At 48.0% G+C, this 18,615-nt stretch carries 19 protein-coding genes; 8 read left to right on the top strand and 11 right to left on the bottom strand.

Annotation, left to right across the window (positions count from 1 at the left end):
* Window positions 1-86: 86 nt before the first annotated feature.
* The 3 genes from ABT58_RS13270 to ABT58_RS13260 form a co-directional block, all read right to left on the bottom strand.
* A complete protein-coding gene (locus ABT58_RS13270; protein ID WP_047874901.1) occupies window positions 87-584 on the bottom strand; it encodes a CIA30 family protein in 498 nt (165 codons plus the stop codon).
* 157 nt (window positions 585-741) lie between these two features.
* Window positions 742-1,017, bottom strand: coding sequence for a DUF3081 domain-containing protein (locus tag ABT58_RS13265; RefSeq protein ID WP_047874900.1), 276 nt, complete (start codon window positions 1,015-1,017; stop codon window positions 742-744).
* Window positions 1,018-1,154: 137 nt separating this feature from the next.
* Entirely contained in the window at window positions 1,155-1,553 is a 399-nt protein-coding gene (locus tag ABT58_RS13260) for a hypothetical protein (RefSeq protein ID WP_047874899.1), read from the bottom strand.
* A gap of 211 nt (window positions 1,554-1,764) precedes the next feature.
* Here ABT58_RS13260 and ABT58_RS13255 point away from each other — a divergent pair, with 211 nt between their 5' ends.
* Window positions 1,765-2,316 carry a carboxymuconolactone decarboxylase family protein gene (locus ABT58_RS13255; RefSeq protein WP_047874898.1) on the top strand — a complete coding sequence of 184 codons (552 nt, stop codon included), beginning with the start codon at window positions 1,765-1,767 and terminating at the stop codon, window positions 2,314-2,316.
* A 97-nt stretch (window positions 2,317-2,413) separates the two neighbouring features.
* Here ABT58_RS13255 and rsgA read toward each other — a convergent pair whose 3' ends face one another.
* A complete protein-coding gene (rsgA, locus tag ABT58_RS13250; RefSeq protein ID WP_047874897.1) occupies window positions 2,414-3,451 on the bottom strand; it encodes a ribosome small subunit-dependent GTPase A in 1,038 nt (345 codons plus the stop codon).
* 256 nt (window positions 3,452-3,707) lie between these two features.
* Between rsgA and ABT58_RS13245 the strand changes: the two genes are divergently transcribed.
* A complete protein-coding gene (locus tag ABT58_RS13245) occupies window positions 3,708-4,364 on the top strand; it encodes an inorganic diphosphatase (protein WP_047874896.1) in 657 nt (218 codons plus the stop codon).
* A gap of 168 nt (window positions 4,365-4,532) precedes the next feature.
* Here the strand turns inward: ABT58_RS13245 and ABT58_RS13240 are convergent, their stop codons facing one another.
* The 3 genes from ABT58_RS13240 to ABT58_RS13230 form a co-directional block, all read right to left on the bottom strand.
* Entirely contained in the window at window positions 4,533-5,072 is a 540-nt protein-coding gene (locus ABT58_RS13240) for a hypothetical protein (protein ID WP_047874895.1), read from the bottom strand.
* A gap of 282 nt (window positions 5,073-5,354) precedes the next feature.
* On the bottom strand, window positions 5,355-5,783 hold the full coding sequence (locus tag ABT58_RS13235; RefSeq protein ID WP_047874894.1) for a MarR family winged helix-turn-helix transcriptional regulator: 429 nt from the start codon (window positions 5,781-5,783) through the stop codon (window positions 5,355-5,357).
* A gap of 71 nt (window positions 5,784-5,854) precedes the next feature.
* Entirely contained in the window at window positions 5,855-6,481 is a 627-nt protein-coding gene (locus tag ABT58_RS13230; protein ID WP_047874910.1) for a cytochrome b/b6 domain-containing protein, read from the bottom strand.
* 221 nt (window positions 6,482-6,702) lie between these two features.
* Here ABT58_RS13230 and ABT58_RS13225 point away from each other — a divergent pair, with 221 nt between their 5' ends.
* The 3 genes from ABT58_RS13225 to ABT58_RS13215 all read left to right on the top strand — a co-directional run bounded on the left by ABT58_RS13225 (window position 6,703) and on the right by ABT58_RS13215 (window position 9,231).
* Window positions 6,703-7,230 (top strand): cytochrome c, encoded by a 528-nt coding sequence (locus ABT58_RS13225; RefSeq protein ID WP_082211099.1) that lies wholly within the window; start codon window positions 6,703-6,705, stop codon window positions 7,228-7,230.
* Window positions 7,231-7,382: 152 nt separating this feature from the next.
* Window positions 7,383-8,570, top strand: a complete 1,188-nt coding sequence (locus ABT58_RS13220; RefSeq protein WP_047874893.1) for an MFS transporter — start codon at window positions 7,383-7,385, stop codon at window positions 8,568-8,570.
* Between the two features lie 196 nt (window positions 8,571-8,766).
* Window positions 8,767-9,231 carry a dCMP deaminase family protein gene (locus ABT58_RS13215; RefSeq protein WP_047874892.1) on the top strand — a complete coding sequence of 155 codons (465 nt, stop codon included), beginning with the start codon at window positions 8,767-8,769 and terminating at the stop codon, window positions 9,229-9,231.
* Between the two features lie 157 nt (window positions 9,232-9,388).
* On the opposite strand, the gene ABT58_RS13210 is transcribed toward ABT58_RS13215, so the two are convergent.
* Window positions 9,389-10,270 carry a patatin-like phospholipase family protein gene (locus tag ABT58_RS13210; protein WP_047874891.1) on the bottom strand — a complete coding sequence of 294 codons (882 nt, stop codon included), beginning with the start codon at window positions 10,268-10,270 and terminating at the stop codon, window positions 9,389-9,391.
* Window positions 10,271-11,148: 878 nt separating this feature from the next.
* Here ABT58_RS13210 and ABT58_RS13200 point away from each other — a divergent pair.
* Complete coding sequence (locus ABT58_RS13200) at window positions 11,149-11,688, top strand: hypothetical protein (RefSeq protein WP_047874889.1); 540 nt, start codon at window positions 11,149-11,151, stop codon at window positions 11,686-11,688.
* Between the two features lie 152 nt (window positions 11,689-11,840).
* On the opposite strand, the gene ABT58_RS13195 is transcribed toward ABT58_RS13200, so the two are convergent.
* Window positions 11,841-13,532, bottom strand: a complete 1,692-nt coding sequence (locus tag ABT58_RS13195) for an RluA family pseudouridine synthase (RefSeq protein ID WP_047874888.1) — start codon at window positions 13,530-13,532, stop codon at window positions 11,841-11,843.
* 410 nt (window positions 13,533-13,942) lie between these two features.
* On the opposite strand from ABT58_RS13195, the gene ABT58_RS13190 reads away from it, so the two are divergent.
* On the top strand, window positions 13,943-14,842 hold the full coding sequence (locus tag ABT58_RS13190; RefSeq protein WP_053063088.1) for an EAL domain-containing protein: 900 nt from the start codon (window positions 13,943-13,945) through the stop codon (window positions 14,840-14,842).
* Window positions 14,843-14,848: 6 nt separating this feature from the next.
* Here ABT58_RS13190 and ABT58_RS13185 read toward each other — a convergent pair whose 3' ends face one another.
* Window positions 14,849-16,237 carry a class II fumarate hydratase gene (locus ABT58_RS13185; RefSeq protein ID WP_047874887.1) on the bottom strand — a complete coding sequence of 463 codons (1,389 nt, stop codon included), beginning with the start codon at window positions 16,235-16,237 and terminating at the stop codon, window positions 14,849-14,851.
* A 328-nt stretch (window positions 16,238-16,565) separates the two neighbouring features.
* On the opposite strand from ABT58_RS13185, the gene ABT58_RS13180 reads away from it, so the two are divergent.
* Complete coding sequence (locus ABT58_RS13180; RefSeq protein WP_047874886.1) at window positions 16,566-16,841, top strand: PepSY domain-containing protein; 276 nt, start codon at window positions 16,566-16,568, stop codon at window positions 16,839-16,841.
* 121 nt (window positions 16,842-16,962) lie between these two features.
* On the opposite strand, the gene ABT58_RS13175 is transcribed toward ABT58_RS13180, so the two are convergent.
* The gene (locus ABT58_RS13175) at window positions 16,963-18,312 is read right to left on the bottom strand and encodes an alpha-amylase family glycosyl hydrolase (protein WP_107205005.1); all 1,350 of its coding nucleotides are present in this window, start codon (window positions 18,310-18,312) and stop codon (window positions 16,963-16,965) included.
* Window positions 18,313-18,615: the final 303 nt, after the last annotated feature.

Raw genomic sequence — 18,615 nt, 5'->3', positions numbered from 1 at the left:
ATGTTCGCGATCTCACCCTGGATATGTGCCGAACTTATCATTTAAGTCGTATTAATAATAAATATCATGGCACTCAAATCGTTAATTTACTCGACATTATTTGACGTTAAAAATTGAAGATCAAATACCGCCAACGTGAAAGGTCCAGCTTGCTTGTCGGCAATCAGCAGTCCCACCTGTTTGATGTCTTTTGCGCGCAATGTGGGCGCGCCGCTGAGCAGGCGTCCTCTGAATACGGCTTGAAAGTCACTGAGTGTCAATTCTATCGTTTGCTGCTCACCTTTGTGGGTGGCAAAGTCATGTTTGTAGTTAATCCGATAGCCATCTAACCATGTTGCGAACCGTAACTGGTAAGTACGGCCGTCTCCCATCACTTGCAGTACAACGCGATTTATTTCTGCTGGCAGTGTGTCTATCGGCCGACTGACAGCGCTGAACCCACCGTTGTTGGCGAGTGATAACTCACCCCAAAATCGACTCGATTGACCATCAAACGAAAATTGCCCTTGTGAAATGCCGCCCATGACGTTGTCGTTAGTGGCGCGCCAATGTTGGTATTCGTCTGGTTGTGTTAAGTCGATCATAACGCTCCTTGTGGCAAAAGTAGTGTTTGAATATATGGATGTTGAGAACGCGGGTGTTGAAAATGTAATCACAGCAATGAGCATAAACATGCGCGAAAAGGCAGACAGTGAAGAAGAGTCAACGCGGGTGTCTGTGCGACGCATATTCGCCTCTTGTTTACGGTAGTGCCTTAGACGGCTTGCTGTCAGTCAGCGTTAAGCACTGGTTGATGAAGTCAGCGTAGTTGGCGTTATTGCTATATTCAATGTTTAGTGAGCCATGGAACATGAGCGTTACAGTCACATCCTTGTAGCTGATCCAGCATGTGTAACCGTCATAGTCATGCCACGCGTACAGTTGCCCTAACTGGTATTTCTCTTCAGATTTCTCACCCTGACAACGAATGCAATCAAACACTCTGAGAAACACTTTGGTGGTGAGCCTGTCGTCCATACATCACTCCTGGTGCCAATGGTTTTTTCTTTTGTTTACAGCCATTAGCTACGAGGTAGGGTGATGTATAGATCACCCATGACAAGGAGATAAGCGTTGACGGAAGGAAGTGTATTAGTAGGGCAATGCAGTGGTGATCACTCAATCGTCTCAAAGTAAAACTTGTAGTCACGCACGCCGTCAATTTGTACGCCTTTTTCTCGCAGTTCTAGGTACTGCGGCAGCTTAATGGTTCTGAAATCCATCGCTTTTAGTGCAAGGATGATGCGCAGTTCATCCATTGGGCGTGATTTAGCTGCTGCACTGCATGTGTTGCATACCACGTGTGTTTTTGTTTTAAAGCCGGTTTTGTCCAGCCAGTTTAAGCCCTTGTTCTCTTTTCTTTCACCACAGAAATAACAGCGATTCTCTTGCTGTAAGGCCGCCGCTTCCCTTAACGCTTTGGGATTCGGAGTGGATGTGGCTGCGGGCTTGGATGAGGCGGTGTTGGCTTTCTTGTTGCCACTGAACTGAGAAAATTGAACGACATTAGACATGGGGGATAACTCGTATTCTGTAAGGTGCATGCGCTGGACGGCAGCGTATCGCGATCAGTATTGTCCACATTATTGTTCATATAGCAGGGAAGTGGAAGTTGCTGGTGGCATGTTGAATATTACCTCTTACTCCATGCGGGTTTGTGACTACAGTATTACTGAAGATGTCGTCACATCAGACTCGTCACGATGGGCAAAATAGGGCAGAGCAATGAGCAAATTTACCTTACATACTGTTGAAACCGCACCCGAGAAGAGTAAAGCCATTCTTGAGGGAGCGAAAAAACAAATGGGTATGGTGCCGGGGTTGTATGCGGTGATGGCTGAGTCACCTGAAATATTGAAAGCGTATACCCAACTGCATCAACTGTTCACCAACACGTCTTTTGATGCGGATGAGCTGACGGTGGTGTGGCAAACCATCAATGTTGAACATGCCTGTCATTACTGTGTGCCCGCTCATACTGGGATTGCTCATTCGATGGGCGTAGATCCGGCCTTGATTGAGGCGTTGCGTAATGATGACGCGATGCCGACACCGAAACTACAGGCGCTGAAAGATTTCACGCTTAGCATGGTGCGAAGACGCGGCAATGTTTCGGAAGAGGACTTGAATGCGTTTTATGCGGCAGGTTACGGTCAACAGCAAGTGCTGGAAGTGATTTTGGGTTTATCACAAAAAGTGATCAGCAACTACGTGAACCATGTGGCGCACACTCCGGTTGATAAGGTTTTTGAAAAATTTGCGTGGTCAAAGGCGTGATGGATTGCCCGACGCGGCGTCATGAATAATGGTTAAAAGCGGCCACACACTCAGCCAATGAGGACATGTAGGAATGGCCGTTTTTTGTTAATGCGGCTTATCGGTTTTTCTTCATTGCACGGGCTTGTTCTTGCACGCTGTTAATCATCTTTTGGAATGATTTATCTTTAGCGCGTTTTTGTGCCAAGGTCGCGCTGTTATGTGCATCTTCGCGCAATAGCTTCTGGAAGTTATCCAATCGGCGGGCGGAAAGCGCACCGGTTTCTACCGCATGAAGTACGGCACAGCCCGGTTCATTGATGTGCTGGCAGTCGCTGAAACGGCATTGCTCCGCCAGCGATTCAATCTCTGCAAAGGTCAGTTTAATGCCGTCTTTGGCATCACTGAGTTGCAGTTCGCGCATGCCCGGGGTGTCCATCAACAAACCGCCTTCCGGTAGCCATTTAATCGCACGATAGGTAGTGGTGTGGCGGCCTTTGCTGTCTTGTTCGCGAATGCTGCCTGTCTCCATCGCATCATGCCCTAGCAAGCCGTTGACCAGCGTAGATTTACCTACACCGGAAGAGCCCATAAATGCCAATGTCTTGCCGCGTTGGCAGTAGCCTTTCAAGAGATCAATGTCGTTGCTGTCTAATGCATTCACGCAATGTACGCTCAATAGGGCATCCAGTCGCTGTACTTGTTGACGAATAGCATCGGCATCCGCGCAAAGGTCGGCCTTAGTCAACACGATAACCGGCTCTACATAGGTTTCTTTGGCTAAGGCCAAATAGCGTTCAATGCGGTTTAAGCTGAAATCATCGTTGAGCGAGCTGACGATAAACACGGTATCGATATTGGCTGCGATAAGTTGACGCTCATTGGCGCTACCTGCCGCTTTACGCTGAAACAGAGATTGTCTTTCCAGTCCACGTACCAAGCGTTCGTCATTAAAGACCACCCAATCCCCGACACACAGAGGATCATGGTTTGGATTGAGTGGAAAGCGTAATGGTTCATCCCCCGCGAGCAACACGACTTCAGATTTGTGCAACTCAATGACGCGGCCGAGGGCGCAATGCTCTAACTCTTCGAGCGAGAGTTGCTGCTGGAAAAATGGTCGCATGCCTAAATCGATTAATGATGGTGCGCTCATGGTATGGGTAGACCTGCCTATTCGTTAACGGTGTTAATTGTCAGAAAGTGACGTTTACATGCTTAGTATGAACTGTAAAGCGGTAGACAGGTCAAGAAGATTTGATGCATTGCCGTGTTGTCCCCGTTGGCGAAATAGCGTGTGAGTGTCTTTAAAAGTACATCAATCGTTCATTTTTCTTTAAAGCGAAGAAGGAAAAATGCGCCTGTTTACTTTGATAGCCCTGATGGAACGGGCGACTTTTATGGATATAACAATGAAAAAATCACTTTTACTCGCCAGCATCTTGATGGCTTCCACGTCGACCTTTGCCACAATAGACTTTACGCAAGTGGATACCTACACGATTAAAGCTAACTATGACTACCTTGTGGATATTCCAAGCAAGAACAGCAATGGCACCATCAATGCGATCATTGAAATCCCGACAGGAAGCAATGAAAAGTGGGAAGTGAGCAAACAAGACAGCTCCATCATCAATTGGGAGTTCAAAAATGGCCAGCCGCGTATCGTGCATTACTTGGGTTATCCGGGTAACTACGGCACTATTCCAAGTACAGCGTTACCCAAATCATTAGGTGGCGACGGCGATCCGTTAGATATTCTGGTACTGGGTTCGGCCATTGAGCGAGGAAGTGTGGTACCGGTGCGTGTGATTGGTGGCTTGAAGATGCTGGATGGCGGTGAGCAAGATGACAAGTTGATTGCAGTACCCGTGGTAGAACAATCTACCTTCAAAGATATTGCCTCCATTGAAGCGCTGCAGGCGCAGTATCCAGGGGCTGTCGATATTGTTAAAACCTGGTTTGCCAACTACAAAGGTAAAGATGGCGGGATGGAAGTGCAGGGCGTAATGAGTAGCAAGGAAGCGACGCATGTACTGGATCAAGCGATTAAGCACTATCAGCCATAACGCTTTGAGAATTGCCAGCTAACAAGCGAAAGGCTACGTAAGAAAAAGCTTCATACGAAAGGCCAGGCACGAAAAATCACACACCACTTACCTCTCTACATCATGCCAAACGACAAAGGCCGCAATGGATAGCGGCCTTTGTGCGTGATGAAGCCAGAGGCGTATGTCTTACAGGTGATCGGTTAACGCACGGGCTTCCACTTCCATGGGGGCGTTGTAATAACCATACACATACATCTGCATTAAGTACTGGCGAGTTTGTTCATCCAGCCCCAGCGCTTCGGCTTGTTTAACATGCACCAATTCATGCGCAATCAAGTTACGTTGGTTTTTATAGCGTTTGTTGATCCACACGCCGTACCCATAGGTGTACCCCGCCATATTTGGGTTGGTGTAACCCACGCGTTTCGCGATTTTCAGTAGTTCTGGATCTTTCGGGGCAGGCAGTTTGTCGACAAAGTACAAGCGCACGTTCTCAGGATGCAGTACCCCTAATGTGTCTGCTAACGCAACTTGCTGCTCAGTTAAAGGAATGCCGTTGGCGAGGGCTTCGCGTTCAGCTTCATGGACAAATTCACTGGCAGCCGGCATCAGTTGATTTACACCATCGACCAGTTCTTGTGGTGGGTTGGCATAGATTTCATCACGGTTCACACATCCTGTTAGCACCAGCACTCCCAGTGCGATCATGATTGTCTTTTTCAACATCGAGCGTCCCTCTACATCAGCATTATCAATACCGCTAGCTTACCGCAATCCCTGATCTCGGTAGATTGTGCCCGCATCGTGATTGGACGGCATTCAGGAAAGTATTTAACAGGCTGTAAGGGGAAGCGTGGTTTCTGTGATGGCGGTGTCTTTTATTGAAGTTCCTGTAATGGAAAAGCCTGTTGCGGAGGTGCCTTTTGTGGTCGCCTTCATGATTGCGCGAAATAAACCGTATCAATAAGGGCCGGCTTCAGAATCCATGAAGCCGGCATGTGCTGGTGGTCAGAGTTTATCAACCATTTTTTGTAACAACTGGATGAGCTGTGCTTGCTCTTTGTCGTTCAACTCGCTGAGCACTTGCTGGTTCACTTGCACCGGAATGGGCAGCAGTTCGTCTTTTAATGCTCGGCCTTGTTCGGTGAGGTAAATACGAAAAGAGCGGCGACTGTTAGGATCATCCTGACGTTCGACCAGGCCCAGTTTCTCCAACTTATCCAACGTGCGGGTCGTGGTGGAGTTTTCCACTTTCGACTTTTGCGCGATCTCCGTTTGGGTGATCCCTTCTTCTTCCCACAAGCACATCATGGTGGGCCATAGCGCTACTGTTAGCCCGTGTTTTTTCAGCGCTGCATCAAAGGTTTTCGACGCATTGTTTGCGACGACATTGATGAGCCAACCGAAACTGGCTTGGCGGTCAAATTCTTGATTCATGCTTGGCCTAACTACTTATTATCCCCTTCGGCAAGCGCCAGAGGACGTGATTCAAAGAGCTTAAAAAAGCGTTATACAACAAAGGCCATTGTAACCAATAGTGATACAAGAAACACCATGATTGCTTTTCGAGTGCTGGCAAACTGCAAGATTGTATGCGGATCGCTCATCGCCTCTTGTGCTTTACGGCCGCTGATCATTGCCCAGACTAACGGCTGCTTGCGTAATTTGTAGTAGGCAATAGCGAGAAGATGTACCACAACCGTCAGGATTAACCCGCGTGCTAATCCCCCGTGTGCAAGGGCAGCGGTATGATAAATCTCATCAGTCAGCAGGGTGTTGAGCAGGGGGATCTTGTCAAACAGGCCTGCCAGTACCATGCCACTGAGGCACTGCAGCACCAAGAGGGTGATCATGGTGATCACCATCCATCCGCCAGCTGGATTATGCCCTGGGAGGCTACGATATTGCCCCTTTAAATAGCGGATTACTGTCATGGGTGTGTGGAGAAATTGGCTGAAGCGGCTGGTATCACTGCCGATGATCCCCCAACTGATCCGCCATAATAGTAATGCCAACAGAGCTAAACCCAGTTGCACATGCGGTCCTTGGCCGGTAAATCCGGAGGCACACAGTGCCAAAAATAGGCCTGCTTGTAGCCAATGGTAAATACGGATAGGTAAATCCCAAATCTTCATCATGGTGAATCTCTCACTGTCTGGTCACAATTTTAATGAGGTTGTATTACTTTCGTGTCTGATAAATAAATTACACAGCAATGGTTGCAATTGCAACTATTGCTGTGTAATTTATTCCTTGTTCAAATACAGCGCGACAAGTGTCGGTAAGCATAAACAGCAAGCAACAGCAGCAAGCCGATATCAAGAAAAGTCACCAGAAAGGGTGAGAGGTCAACAAGATGAATAAGAAAAGAGTGAAGAAGCAAGTGGTGAATAAGGGTGCAAGTGAAAGAACAACAAGGTTGTGTGCATCGCTGATCGGCATGTCGATGCTGAGCTTTACGACAGTCAGCTGGGCGGCAGAAACTATCCATCATCATGAGGTGAATGTCGAACAAGCCATCGAACAGCGTCAGGCCGCATTTTCAGACATCGACAGCACGACACGTTCAGTCGCAAGGGCATTGAAGCAAGACGATGTTGATTGGGTATGGGTAAGTGAGAAGGCAGATGAGTTACAGCAACATAGTCAGCGGTTATCCGGTTTGTTTCCGCTAGGCAGTGCCGAAGGCAGTAAAACCAAAGAGAAAGTATGGGATAACAAGCATCAAGGGGCATTTCACACGGGGTTAGCGCATATGGATGCGGGTTTTGTGGCTCTGTATCACGCCGCGCAAAAACAAAACCGTCAAGCAGCTTTGCAGGGTGTTGAGGAGGCACAGAGCACATGCAAGGGGTGCCATCGTCAATTTCGGGCATTGTGGTAGTCCGATGGGATGCATGACATGCAGGGCGACAAACGTCAGGCATGGGGCAAGGACGCTCTGAATTGTCGAAATTGTAAATGTGCTTTTCATTATCGTTATTGCTGATAGTCTGAGACGTTAACATTTTTATATTCTCTTTTGATGGACTGTCCATGCTCTCAAAACGCTTCCCCGATGGGTGGAGAACGCCGCAAAACTTTCTCATTCTTATTTCCATTATCGTTCCTGTTGCCTTTTCGAGCTGGCAGGCACTACTGAATAACTTTGTGGTTGAAAAGGCCGCATTTACCGGCGCTGATATCGGTCTGCTACAGAGTGTGCGTGAAATTCCGGGCTTCTTGGCTTTCACGGCGGTGTTTGTGCTGATGTTTATTCGTGAACAACGCTTCATTATTTTGTCGCTGGCGATGCTGACATTGGGCGTGGCCATTACCGGTTTCTTCCCGTCGGTGGCTGGCCTGTTAGCAACCACCATGATCATGTCGATCGGTTTCCATTACTTTGAAACACTGAAGCAGTCACTGTCACTGCAGTGGCTGAACAAAGAAGAAGCACCAGAAGTGCTGGGTAAGTTGATTTCGGTTGGCGCATTCACGTCTCTGTGTACTTATGGTGCGTTGTGGGTGATGCTGGAACAGTTTCAGATGGAGTACAAGTGGGTGTACTTGATCACCGGTTCTGTTGCGTTCTTGCTGCTGATCTTCGTGGCGCTTGCTTTCCCACACTTCCCGGAAGGCACCCCACAGACCAAGAAATTGGTAGTACGTAAGCGTTACTGGTTGTACTACGCATTAACGTTTATGAGCGGTGCGCGTCGCCAGATCTTCATGGTATTTGCAGGCTTCTTGATGGTCGAGAAGTTCGGCTATTCTGCTGCAGATATCACGCTGCTATTTTTGGCTAACTATTTCTTCAACTGGTTATTCGCGAAGAAGATCGGGCGCTTCATCGGCCGTGTCGGTGAACGCAATGCATTGATGTTTGAATATGTGGGCTTGGTATTTGTTTTTGTGGGTTACGCGTTTGTAGAAACCGCAGAAATGGGTGCGGCACTGTACGTGATTGACCACTTATTCTTTGCGCTGGCATTGGCAATGAAAACCTACTTCCAGAAGATTGCTGATCCGGCAGATATGGCCTCTACGGCAGGCGTATCGTTCACCATTAACCATATTGCAGCGGTGGTGATCCCGGTGACCTTTGGTGTGCTGTGGCTGACATCGCCAGCAACCGTGTTCTTGGCCGGTGCGGGTATGGCGGTCATTTCTTTCTTGCTGTCGATGAATATTCCGGCGAATCCGGAAGAGGGCAACGAAGTACGCGTATTGGCGTGGCGTTAAGCAACGTATACAGGGTTGATGGCAATATCAGCAAACGTGACGTGAACGGACGCTGTTGTGGTGCGATCCAGTGGTAAGACTTGAGCCCTGTGCATAAGTTTTGCAGAATGTAGCCATGATTGCAGCGTTGCCGGCTCGAATAAGGGGCGGCAACGCTGCAATGCGTCTTTTATGATGAATAAAAAAGGTAAAGAGCATGATTTCAAAATGGGCTGTGCGCTTTTTTCAAATGGCTGAGCTGGTCGCGTCATGGAGTAAAGACCCGTCGACTCAGGTGGGTGCAGTCATCACACAAGGCAACCGTATTGTATCCGTTGGTTTTAACGGCTACCCACACGGTGTGTCAGACAGCGCGGATACGGATGACCGCGAGATGAAACTGCTGAAAACGTTGCACGCGGAAGAAAACGCGATTTTGTTTGCTAAGCGTGACTTGGCGGGGTGTGAGATTTGGGTGACCCATTTCCCTTGCCCTAACTGTGCGGCGAAAATCATTCAAACAGGGATTACCGCTGTACATTGTCCGGAGCAATCGGAAGACTTTTTGTCTCGCTGGGGTGATAAAATTCGCGTGAGCCAAGAGATGTTTGAGCAATCTGGCGTGGCGGTGAATTGGCTGCCGCTGAATGAGCTAACACCGCGTAACAGTAAAGAGTCGTAATAGCTTAATCGAGCAAAGTACGCGATAACAAAAACAGAAGAGGCTGTGCTTTTAGTTACTTGATGTAGTTACTCGATGTAGTTACTCAATGTAAAAAGGTGCAGCCTCTTTTTTATCTGTTTTTTGCTTTCTGTTTTCTGCTTTTTGACGAGAAATCTTAGATACAGAAGTGGCAGTTCTCGTCATCCAACCCGTGCAAACCTTGCAGGTTACGCATATGGGCTTGGCCCGCCTCAATCCCCATCTGGTAGCCTTTATCTAAATGGGTTTTGTTCATCGTCAGTCGTTTAATGTCAAAGCCTTCTGGTGGAGCCAGCACTTTTACCGTGGTATCTGCGGGTGGATTGCGAATGAAATCCAGCGCAGCGTTGTAGTGTTCTGAACGGTGGATCATCGCATCCGCAATGCCCGGATAGCGGAACAGCATTTTTTTCATCATCCATGGGTGCTTGGCTGGGTTCATGTGGTAACTCAGCGGGTGTGACAGGATAACGGTAATGTCACGGGCACCACGACGATAGGCTTCTTTTACCGGAATGGAATCGGCCACGCCGCCATCGGTATAGCAACCGCCAGAAAAACACGGTGGTGATTTGTAGGCGATCGGCAGTGCTGCTGTCGCAATCATGGCGTTTTTCATGTTATCAGCATTGATGCGGTAGTAGTCGGCATGGCCAGTGTCTACGTTCGTCACCGTTGCCCATAAAGGGATATTGGATAACAAGGTGGATTTATCAATCGGATACTGCTCGCCCGCCGCTTCCCATAACCATTCAATATCCACCAAATCACCGCCTTGTAAAAAGCGACGAGGGTTATAGAAGGTTTTGCTGGTCGCCAATTCTGTGATGACGTTGTAGCTGCGTTTAGGCGCGTTGGAAAGGTATCCTAACAAGTTGGATGCACCGGCAGAGACGCCAATGGCAAAGTCATAAGGCTGAAACTGTTCTGCCAAGAAGGCATCAAGCACTCCGCTGGCAAAAATTCCTCGCATTGCACCGCCTTCCACGATCAATGCGCGACCATTTTCAAAATACATTACTTACCTCTGGATCTAATTGCTGGGCTAGATTACGCCTGTTTTTTTCAGAAAGATATTCAGTTTTAGCTATGGCTGTAGTCAGCGTTACCTAACAAGCCTGATACAACGGGCGGTGTATCGTTTGCGAATAAAGTGAGGATGTCGATGATTCTACGGATAAAATGGGGCTGGGCAGTATGAAAGTAGAGTATGATACGTGCACATTCATCGTTAAGTAGTCAATCTCACAAAGGAGTTGTGAACATGGTACCGAAATCCTTTCGGCAGTATCTGGTATGGGGCACAGGGCCCAGCTGGGTCGTGTTGGGTATCGCCTTTTACTATTGGGCGAATTATATGCCTGATGGGGGGGAGGGGTTTACGCTGCTGATGTTGCGAAACGCCTTATATGCTGGTGTTGCCACATGCCTGTTATTGGCCGTCGCATTGTTGATACATCTACGACAAGGCAGGGCGGCGAAAAAGTGGCTGGCAGTGACAGCAATGTGCGGACTCAATACCGTGTGCCTGTACGGCTTGGCTTTTCTCTCATCGTGAGTCCCGTACATGGCGCACAGTGATGGGCGATCGGTTATGGGGGAACGGTATTTTGTGAGTAAATGTGTCAAAGGATATAGACAGGAATAGCCACACATTATCCCCAGAATCTGTGGATAACCTTTCATAGACTAGGGGCATTTCATGTGCGGAGTGAAAAAATGCTTTGTTTTCATGCTGGGTGGTTATTTTGTAATCAATTGTTGTTTATGGATAAAAATATTGTCATATAAATACAGGCAGTGTTTGTCACTAATATATTGAAAAAACGTGCTTGTTTACTCGGTGCTATCCCATTACTATCTAGCCCTAAGATTGATGACCTACGGGGAACGGGAATGGATGTAGTTGTTGACGTACTGGGCTGGACGAGTGTTGCTTTTTATATCTCTCTGACCATTTTTAACAGTATGAAAGCGACGCGTTTTGCGGCGTTTGGTTCTGCGGCCAATGATATTATTTGGGCGTTTTTGATGGGGTGGCATGCCAAAGTCATTCTGAACCTATCAGTGGCCAGCATTAACACTTACCGTTATGCCAAAGACTTCACCACGGTCTCACATAAGCTGATCATGGCGTTGGGTGCAGCAATGGGTCTGGGTATTTTGACTATTCTGTACTTTGCAGTGTCGTCGTTCATTGCTGAACCGACGTTGGCTGTGGCATTCCAGTTTGCGGATCTGGGTGTCATCCTGGCAGCTATCTACATGACCAGCCTGCGTAAGTACCGTGTACTGATGCTGATTTCCGGTTTGGTCGGTATGGTGGGCTACTATGGCAACCCGCAGATGATGATCATCAAGGCGATGGTGATTGGTATCATGTCTTACAAACTGATCACCCAGAAAGAAGATGAGCCGGTCGCGGCGACCGCATAATCGTATATATAATACGATGCGTCAGTGATGTAAAAGCGCCTTCAATACGATCATAAAAAACACCCCAGAAGAGTCATCTGCTGGGGTGTTTTTGTTTTTGCGCTAGCTGGACATTGTCGAGCGGTTAAAGCTGGTTAGTTAAACCAGATCAGTTAAAACTCGGCATCCACGTGGAAACGCATTGGCTCGTGGGTGATCGGGTGGGTCAGCTCTAAAGTCTCAGCATGTAAATGCAGGCGGTTGGCTTTCACACCGTACAAGTCATCACCAATGATGGGCATATTCAGGCCAAGGCTGTGGGCACAATGCACTCGCAGCTGGTGAGTACGGCCTGTTTTAGGGTATAGGCGCACTTTGGTGTGTTTGTCGGTACGGCTGATCACTTCATAGGTGGTTTCTGCCGGCTTGCCGTGTTCATAACACACTAACTGACGCGGGCGGTCATCAAGATCGCCGCGCATTGGCAGGTTGATCTGGCCGCTGTCTTGGGTGAGTACACCGTCAATCAGTGCGGTATACGTTTTCTGCACTGTGCGCTGAATGAACTGCTTCTGCAGGCTCTTGTTCGCCCGTTTGCTGATGGCAATCACCATGAGACCCGAGGTCGACATATCCAGGCGATGTACAATCAAGGGGCCGGTCGCATCGGGAAACTGCTGCTTCATGCGCAGGTAAACGGAATCTTCCACCATTTTTCCCGGTACGGATAAGAATTCAGCAGGTTTGTTTACCACCGCCATATCGTCATCTTGGTAGATGATGTCAATGCTTTTGCCTTCCGCCGGATTATGCTGGAGCGGGTTTTCGTCCACGTCCATGCCTGACAGCATGTGAGTCAAGATAGGCTGACACTTACCCTGACACGCGGGGTAGTAGTTCTTGTGGCGGCGAATTTCTGATTTCGGCGAGATCCCCCACCAAAACTCTGCCATCGACAGCGGCGTAAAGCCCCATTTGAAGGCGTAGTGCAGCAGTTTAGGGGCGGCACACTCACCGGCAGCGGCAGGTGGCACACCTTGTGTGGTATCAGCAAAGATATCACCCAGATCTTTTTCTTCACCGTTAATGTTCAGGAAGCGGTATTGAGCGAACAGTTTTTTCTGCAACGCGGAAGAACGATCTTTGCGCTCTTGTTTCAGCGGGGCAACGTCAGCGGTCAGTGCATCCAGCTCGGTTTGCAACTGATTCACGCGTGCTTCCCATTCCAGCTTCAGATCACGCAGTTGCAGCTTCTCAATCACGCTTTCCTGGCTTAAGCGTTGCTTCAGCTCATGACGCTCTTCCTGAGAGAGAGCAGCACTGTTTTCACGGAGTGCCTTACGCACTTTACGCGCTTCAACCATGTTGCTGCGATGGGTTTTCAGTGCTTCATCTCGGGCATGCTTTTCCGCTTTCAGTGCTTTTTTCAGTGCGACTGCCGTTGGATCGGTGGTCAGAGCCTCGATACGGTGTGTGATGGCATTGATTTCCACTTGTTCGGTTAGAAAGAAACTGCCTTCAGTCAGCATGTCAAATACCGGCGGCACAAAGCCAGGCAGCAGGTTTTGATCGGCCATTTTGCCAGAGAAGGCTGACAGGTAGCCGATCTCACCTTCTGGGCTGCGCACAAGCAGTACCCCGAACATCTTGCCAATGGCGTTAGCGCTATCTTCGCCTTGATCTGCATCCAAGCCAAAGTTGTGTTGCCAATCCGCTTGCGTTAACAGGTGCTGTTGCAGCTCTTCTGCGGCTAACAAGCACAGCGGGTGGGGCTCGTAGTAGAACGGAAAGTTAAAACGCTCTGGCAGGGCAAAGGCATCAATATTGGCCTTAAAGGGAGTAAAACAATGTTCAGGGGAATGCATAGGCTGATCTATCGTTGCTGTAAGTACGCCGCACCGTCATTTATGTGGTGGGCACATTATGGCTGGGGATTTTACCCTGACCGGTCGCAGAGATCATTACTTGCCCCCGATAAATTGCAGTGAGGGGCGTGCACGACTGGGTGAAAGTAGGTTGTATAGTGTGATGTGCCATTTTTTTGGCGTTTGATGATATAATGACGGTGAAACGGTAAAAAGCGTGTGAAGATATTATCTTTGTTAATAAGCTGTAATTTTCGCTAATTAGGTTAAAAATAAGGCATATTCTCTCATTTGCCTGATTTTTTGTTTCAGTATTGTCTCGTTTCATTGTTTTATTAATGAGACAAAACATACACAATGGTTGTTTTGTCATCAGTTAAAGTGTGACGTAACGTTAAATCATCGTTATTATGGCTTTAGTACAAAATAATAATGTTTATTTTGATGGGTTAGTCATCAGTGAAATTGGGCCTCGAGTGGAAAAAGTATTAAGGACGCGACAAGAGTTAGAGCAGTACGTAACGTGCCTTGAGGACGGTTCTTATTGTGCTACTTATCATAACTTATTGTTAAAAAGCGCTTTTCAGCCAATTGTGACGCCAAGTGGTGAGTTGTATGCTTATGAAGCCCTCATGCGAATGTACACTGAAGACGGCGAATTGGTGAATACGGGTGATATGATCCGTATGTATCAAAATATTGAAGCGCATCTTATTAATATCGATCGCTTAGCAAGAGTGATACACCTAAGGAATTTTGCTGAGTTTTTTTCGGATTCAAAGCTTTTTATTAATATGACACCGGTCGCTATTATCGATAGCTTACGGCCGGCCTTTAAACAGTCATTATTAATTCCCCGTATTTTGGAATTAGGGTTATCGCCTGACCATATTTTTATTGAGATATTGGAGCATTATTGCGATGACGATATAAACTTGGTGAATGCGATTCGAGCGATGCATCAGGATGGATTACAAATCGCCATTGATGACTATGGTTCGCAGGGATCGTCAGAAATCCGTACGCGTGCGGTGATGCCGGGACTGATCAAGATCGATCAATCTTTATTGCAGCAGTATCTTGATGGACAGTTGACGCCCATGCTGGATGCTATTCAGGTGGCGCGCGAGATCAATGCCAAGGTATTGATTGAAGGCGTTGAAAACAAACGGGCTTTTCAGACGGCCATCGCTCTGGGGGCCGATCTTCTGCAGGGCTACTATACGGGTCACCCTAAAATTGTCGGGCAATCTGACATGCCTAATATCCCTTCGATGTCGCCTGAAAAGTTACTGCTAACAGAATCATAATCGCATCTACTGATCGGCAACGCCTCCTTGTGTCAGATGGTACGGGTTTAACAAGGTGGTGAGCTGCTCTCTACTCATTTCGGTTTCTTCTGCGGCTACATCAATGATCTCTCGCTGTTCTGCATAGGCTTTCTTTGCAATTGCTGCGGCTTTGGCATAGCCAATAATCGGGTTTAACGCCGTCACTAAGATGGGGTTTTTCGCTAAGGCTTGCTGTAATGTGGCGTCATTTACCGTAAACGTCGCCAGCGCTTTATCCGCGAGCACAGTTAAGCCGTTGGCCAGTAATTCAATGCTTTGCAAGATATTGTGTGCGATTAATGGCAGCATCACATTCAATTGAAAATTACCTGACTGGCCTGCCACGGTGATAGTGGTATCGTTTCCTATCACTTGTGCGGCGATCATGGCAGTAGATTCCGGGATCACGGGATTCACTTTTCCCGGCATAATAGATGACCCTGGCTGTAACCCTTCCAATTCAATTTCCCGTAACCCGGCCAGTGGCCCCGAGTTCATCCAGCGTAAATCGTTAGACATTTTCATCAGCGCGACCGCAGCCGTTTTTATTTGGCCAGACAAAGCGACAATAGCGTCCTGGCTGCTGAGGTTATAGAAGAAGTTATCACTGACCGTGAATTCTACTTCGGTGGAAACGGAAATATTGTTGGCAAAAATAACGGCAAATTCCGGTGCGGTGTTGATGCCCGTTCCTACTGCGGTGCCGCCTTGGGCGAGTGCCGTGACTTCTTCTAAGGCGTGTTCAATGCCTTTACGGGCTTTGAGCAATTGGGTTTGCCAGCCGGCTAACTCTTGCCCCAGTGTAATGGGCATCGCATCCATCAAATGCGTGCGACCAGTTTTGACGGTATCACCAATGGCAGCAATACGCTCGGCGAGTGTTTCTATCGCATGATCGATGGCCGGGAAGAGGAGTGAGTGGCAAGCCAAGGCACTACTGACTTGAATTGCTGTCGGGATCACGTCATTACTGCTTTGCCCCATGTTGACGTCATCATTGGCATCCACACTGTGACCAAGGCGAATACTGGCAAGGGTTGCGATCACCTCATTGGCATTCATGTTAGAGCTGGTGCCAGAGCCCGTTTGGAAAGTGTCGATGGGAAATTGGTCAAGGTGTTGCCCATCAATGATTAATTGGCAACTGTCGATAATGGCGTGGGCTTTATCGTGTTCCAGCAGCCCCAGTTCCAGATTGCTTCGCGCAGCAGCTTGTTTAATGTAGGCCAATGTTTGAATAAACAGAGGGGGAAGGGGAATGCCGCTGAGGGGGAAATTGTTGATGGCGCGTTGGGTTTGCGCACGATACAGTGCATTTTTCGGGACCTGAACGTCCCCCATACTGTCAGTTTCTATTCGGTATTCGTGGGTCATCCTGTCTCCTTATCACAGTGTGATGTGAGAGGTGGCTGAGTGTTGACGCAGATGGGATGAATTTTTACTAAATACCTTGTTTGTAGTCGCAGAATGCAGTGAAGTCTAATTATTGGTGCAGGGTATTCGAATATCATATGTCAGAATTGAGTAATAAACTGCTATTGCGTGATGTTATTCACATCTCATCGCGCATAATAGGCTGATAATATGCAACATGACAGCATGATGCGATATTGTGACAGCAATACGCAATGATGCTGGTTGGTATGCGTAGGATGGGAGTTCTGGTATACCCAAATGGAAGTGACAAAAAGCAGGTGAACCTATGAAATCAAAACTACAACTAATACCTGTGCTACTCGTGGCCAGTGCGGTGGCCTTGCCGGCGATGGCGGATCCGGTTGAACCGACAGTGAAAGAGCTGACTGTGCCAAAAGCGATGCGATTACTGCAAAGTCAGGGGTATCACGATTTCCGTAAGATCAAAGTGGAACGTGATGAGCATGAGATTGAAATCGAAGCGCGTAATGCGGACGGACAGGAAGTCGAAGTTGAAATGGATTTGTTCAGCGGAAAAGTGTTAGCCGTTGAGCGTGATTGACAGGAATGACCTAGCGACGACATTCTCAATTCTTCATTTTGATGTCACTGGGTGCTAAGAACGCCTCACCATAACAAGCACGTTATGGTGAGGCGTTTTGCTTTATGTTATCCGTGTAAAATTAATCATCCAGATTGATCAACATCGCGCAACTGTTAGGGGGCAAGAAGAGTTGACCGCACTGTTCACGCAGCCCATTCACGTGACCCAGACAGTGACGATAGCGACCTTTCGGTAACGACAAGGTGATTGGCTGCTCCCCTCGGTTTATCGCCACTATCCCTTTATTGCCCCGACTGAATAACAGGTGATCCTGACCGGCACTCAATACATGCATCGGGTAGGGATGCATCACGTTATGGAAGGCAATCATTTGCTGCAATTGATGTTGCTTCCAACTGTCTACCCAGCGAGGCTGTCCGGCATGATTCACAATGTCACTGGTGTCTAAATCACTGTAAATCAGCGGTACGCCGCCATCTCGTCCCAAAATATAGCAATAGGCGAGGTGTTCATTGGATTCAGACATCACCTGATTAATGAACACATCATTATTGGGAATATCATGAGTAATGGTAAAGGTGATGGCGCGATCAAAGGCCAACGCTTCCCCCACCGAGTATGGGTGGCTGAGGCTCGATAACGGCAGGCCTTTCTCAAACGCGTTATAGATCGAATGAAACAGTGGGAAGTCATAAGCCCCTAAACGGGTATCTTTCAGGTAGGGGTCAAGGAACAGCTCATATTCCGTTTTGCTGACGCCTCCATCTGTGATGATCTCACCAAACACATGCATGCCTTCACAGATGCTTGGTGTCCATACTGCCTGCAAATGTTGCAGTGTTAAATGCTTTGCCGCATCGATTCGAAAGCCTTTTACGCCGAGTGTCTTTAACGCGAGCAGATAAAATTGTTGTTTTTTTACTACGTTATCGTGATGGTCAAGGGTCGGCAACCCGGGATCGCTTTTCCCGCCACTAAGACGGCCATGCTGTACTTCCCACGGGTTTTCCCAATTCTCGATTGGAAAAGCGGTAACAAAATCTGATTCCGTAAATAAGGGTTCAGACAGATCGCCAAACAGTGTCAGCGCACGATAGTGCTCCGCCTGTTGCTGGTATGCCTGCTGACGCGCAGGAGAGGGATAGGTGAGGTCGTCACGCTCTGCCGATTCATTGGCCATATGGTTGAAGACCACATCGGCGTAAATATCCACCCCGTATTCACCCAGTGTATCGACCATGCATTTGAAATCGCGGGTATTGCCGAGCTGATTGTCGATCACGCGATAATCTTCTGGCTGATAGCGTTGCCACCATTGGGTGCCTTTATCCGATTTCTTGGATGCCATCGGTGGCGAGACCAGCACCGCTTTAAAGCCTGCTTGGCGGATTGCGGCAGCAGATTCCGTGACGCGCGCATACGGCCAATCAAAAGCATGCAGAATGACGTTGGTTGTTGGCGTTATCATCGCGTCAGGGGTGAACAATACAGGTGACATAGAAATAGGTGTCATGGGAATAGAAACAGTTGTCATCATGAGTTCCTTACAATGCACTGTGACCAGTCTACGGTTTGCTGTCTTTAATGTACTCAGCTTTTGCGGTGGGAGGAAGGGCGTAGTGATGAGGTGTAGAAATAGGCGTAGAAAAGGCGGAGTGAATGGAGGATAGGTTGCGTGTAGAAGGAGAAAAAGAGGTTTTTAGGCGATGTCAATGAGGAGGGCGTTAATGTGTGATGTTTTCACAATTCCCTTAACAAATGTTTAATGATG

It is taken from the genome of Photobacterium aphoticum (genome assembly GCF_001029435.1).
Taxonomy (GTDB): domain Bacteria; phylum Pseudomonadota; class Gammaproteobacteria; order Enterobacterales; family Vibrionaceae; genus Photobacterium; species Photobacterium aphoticum.
This window is presented reverse-complemented; position numbering and strand designations above follow the sequence as displayed.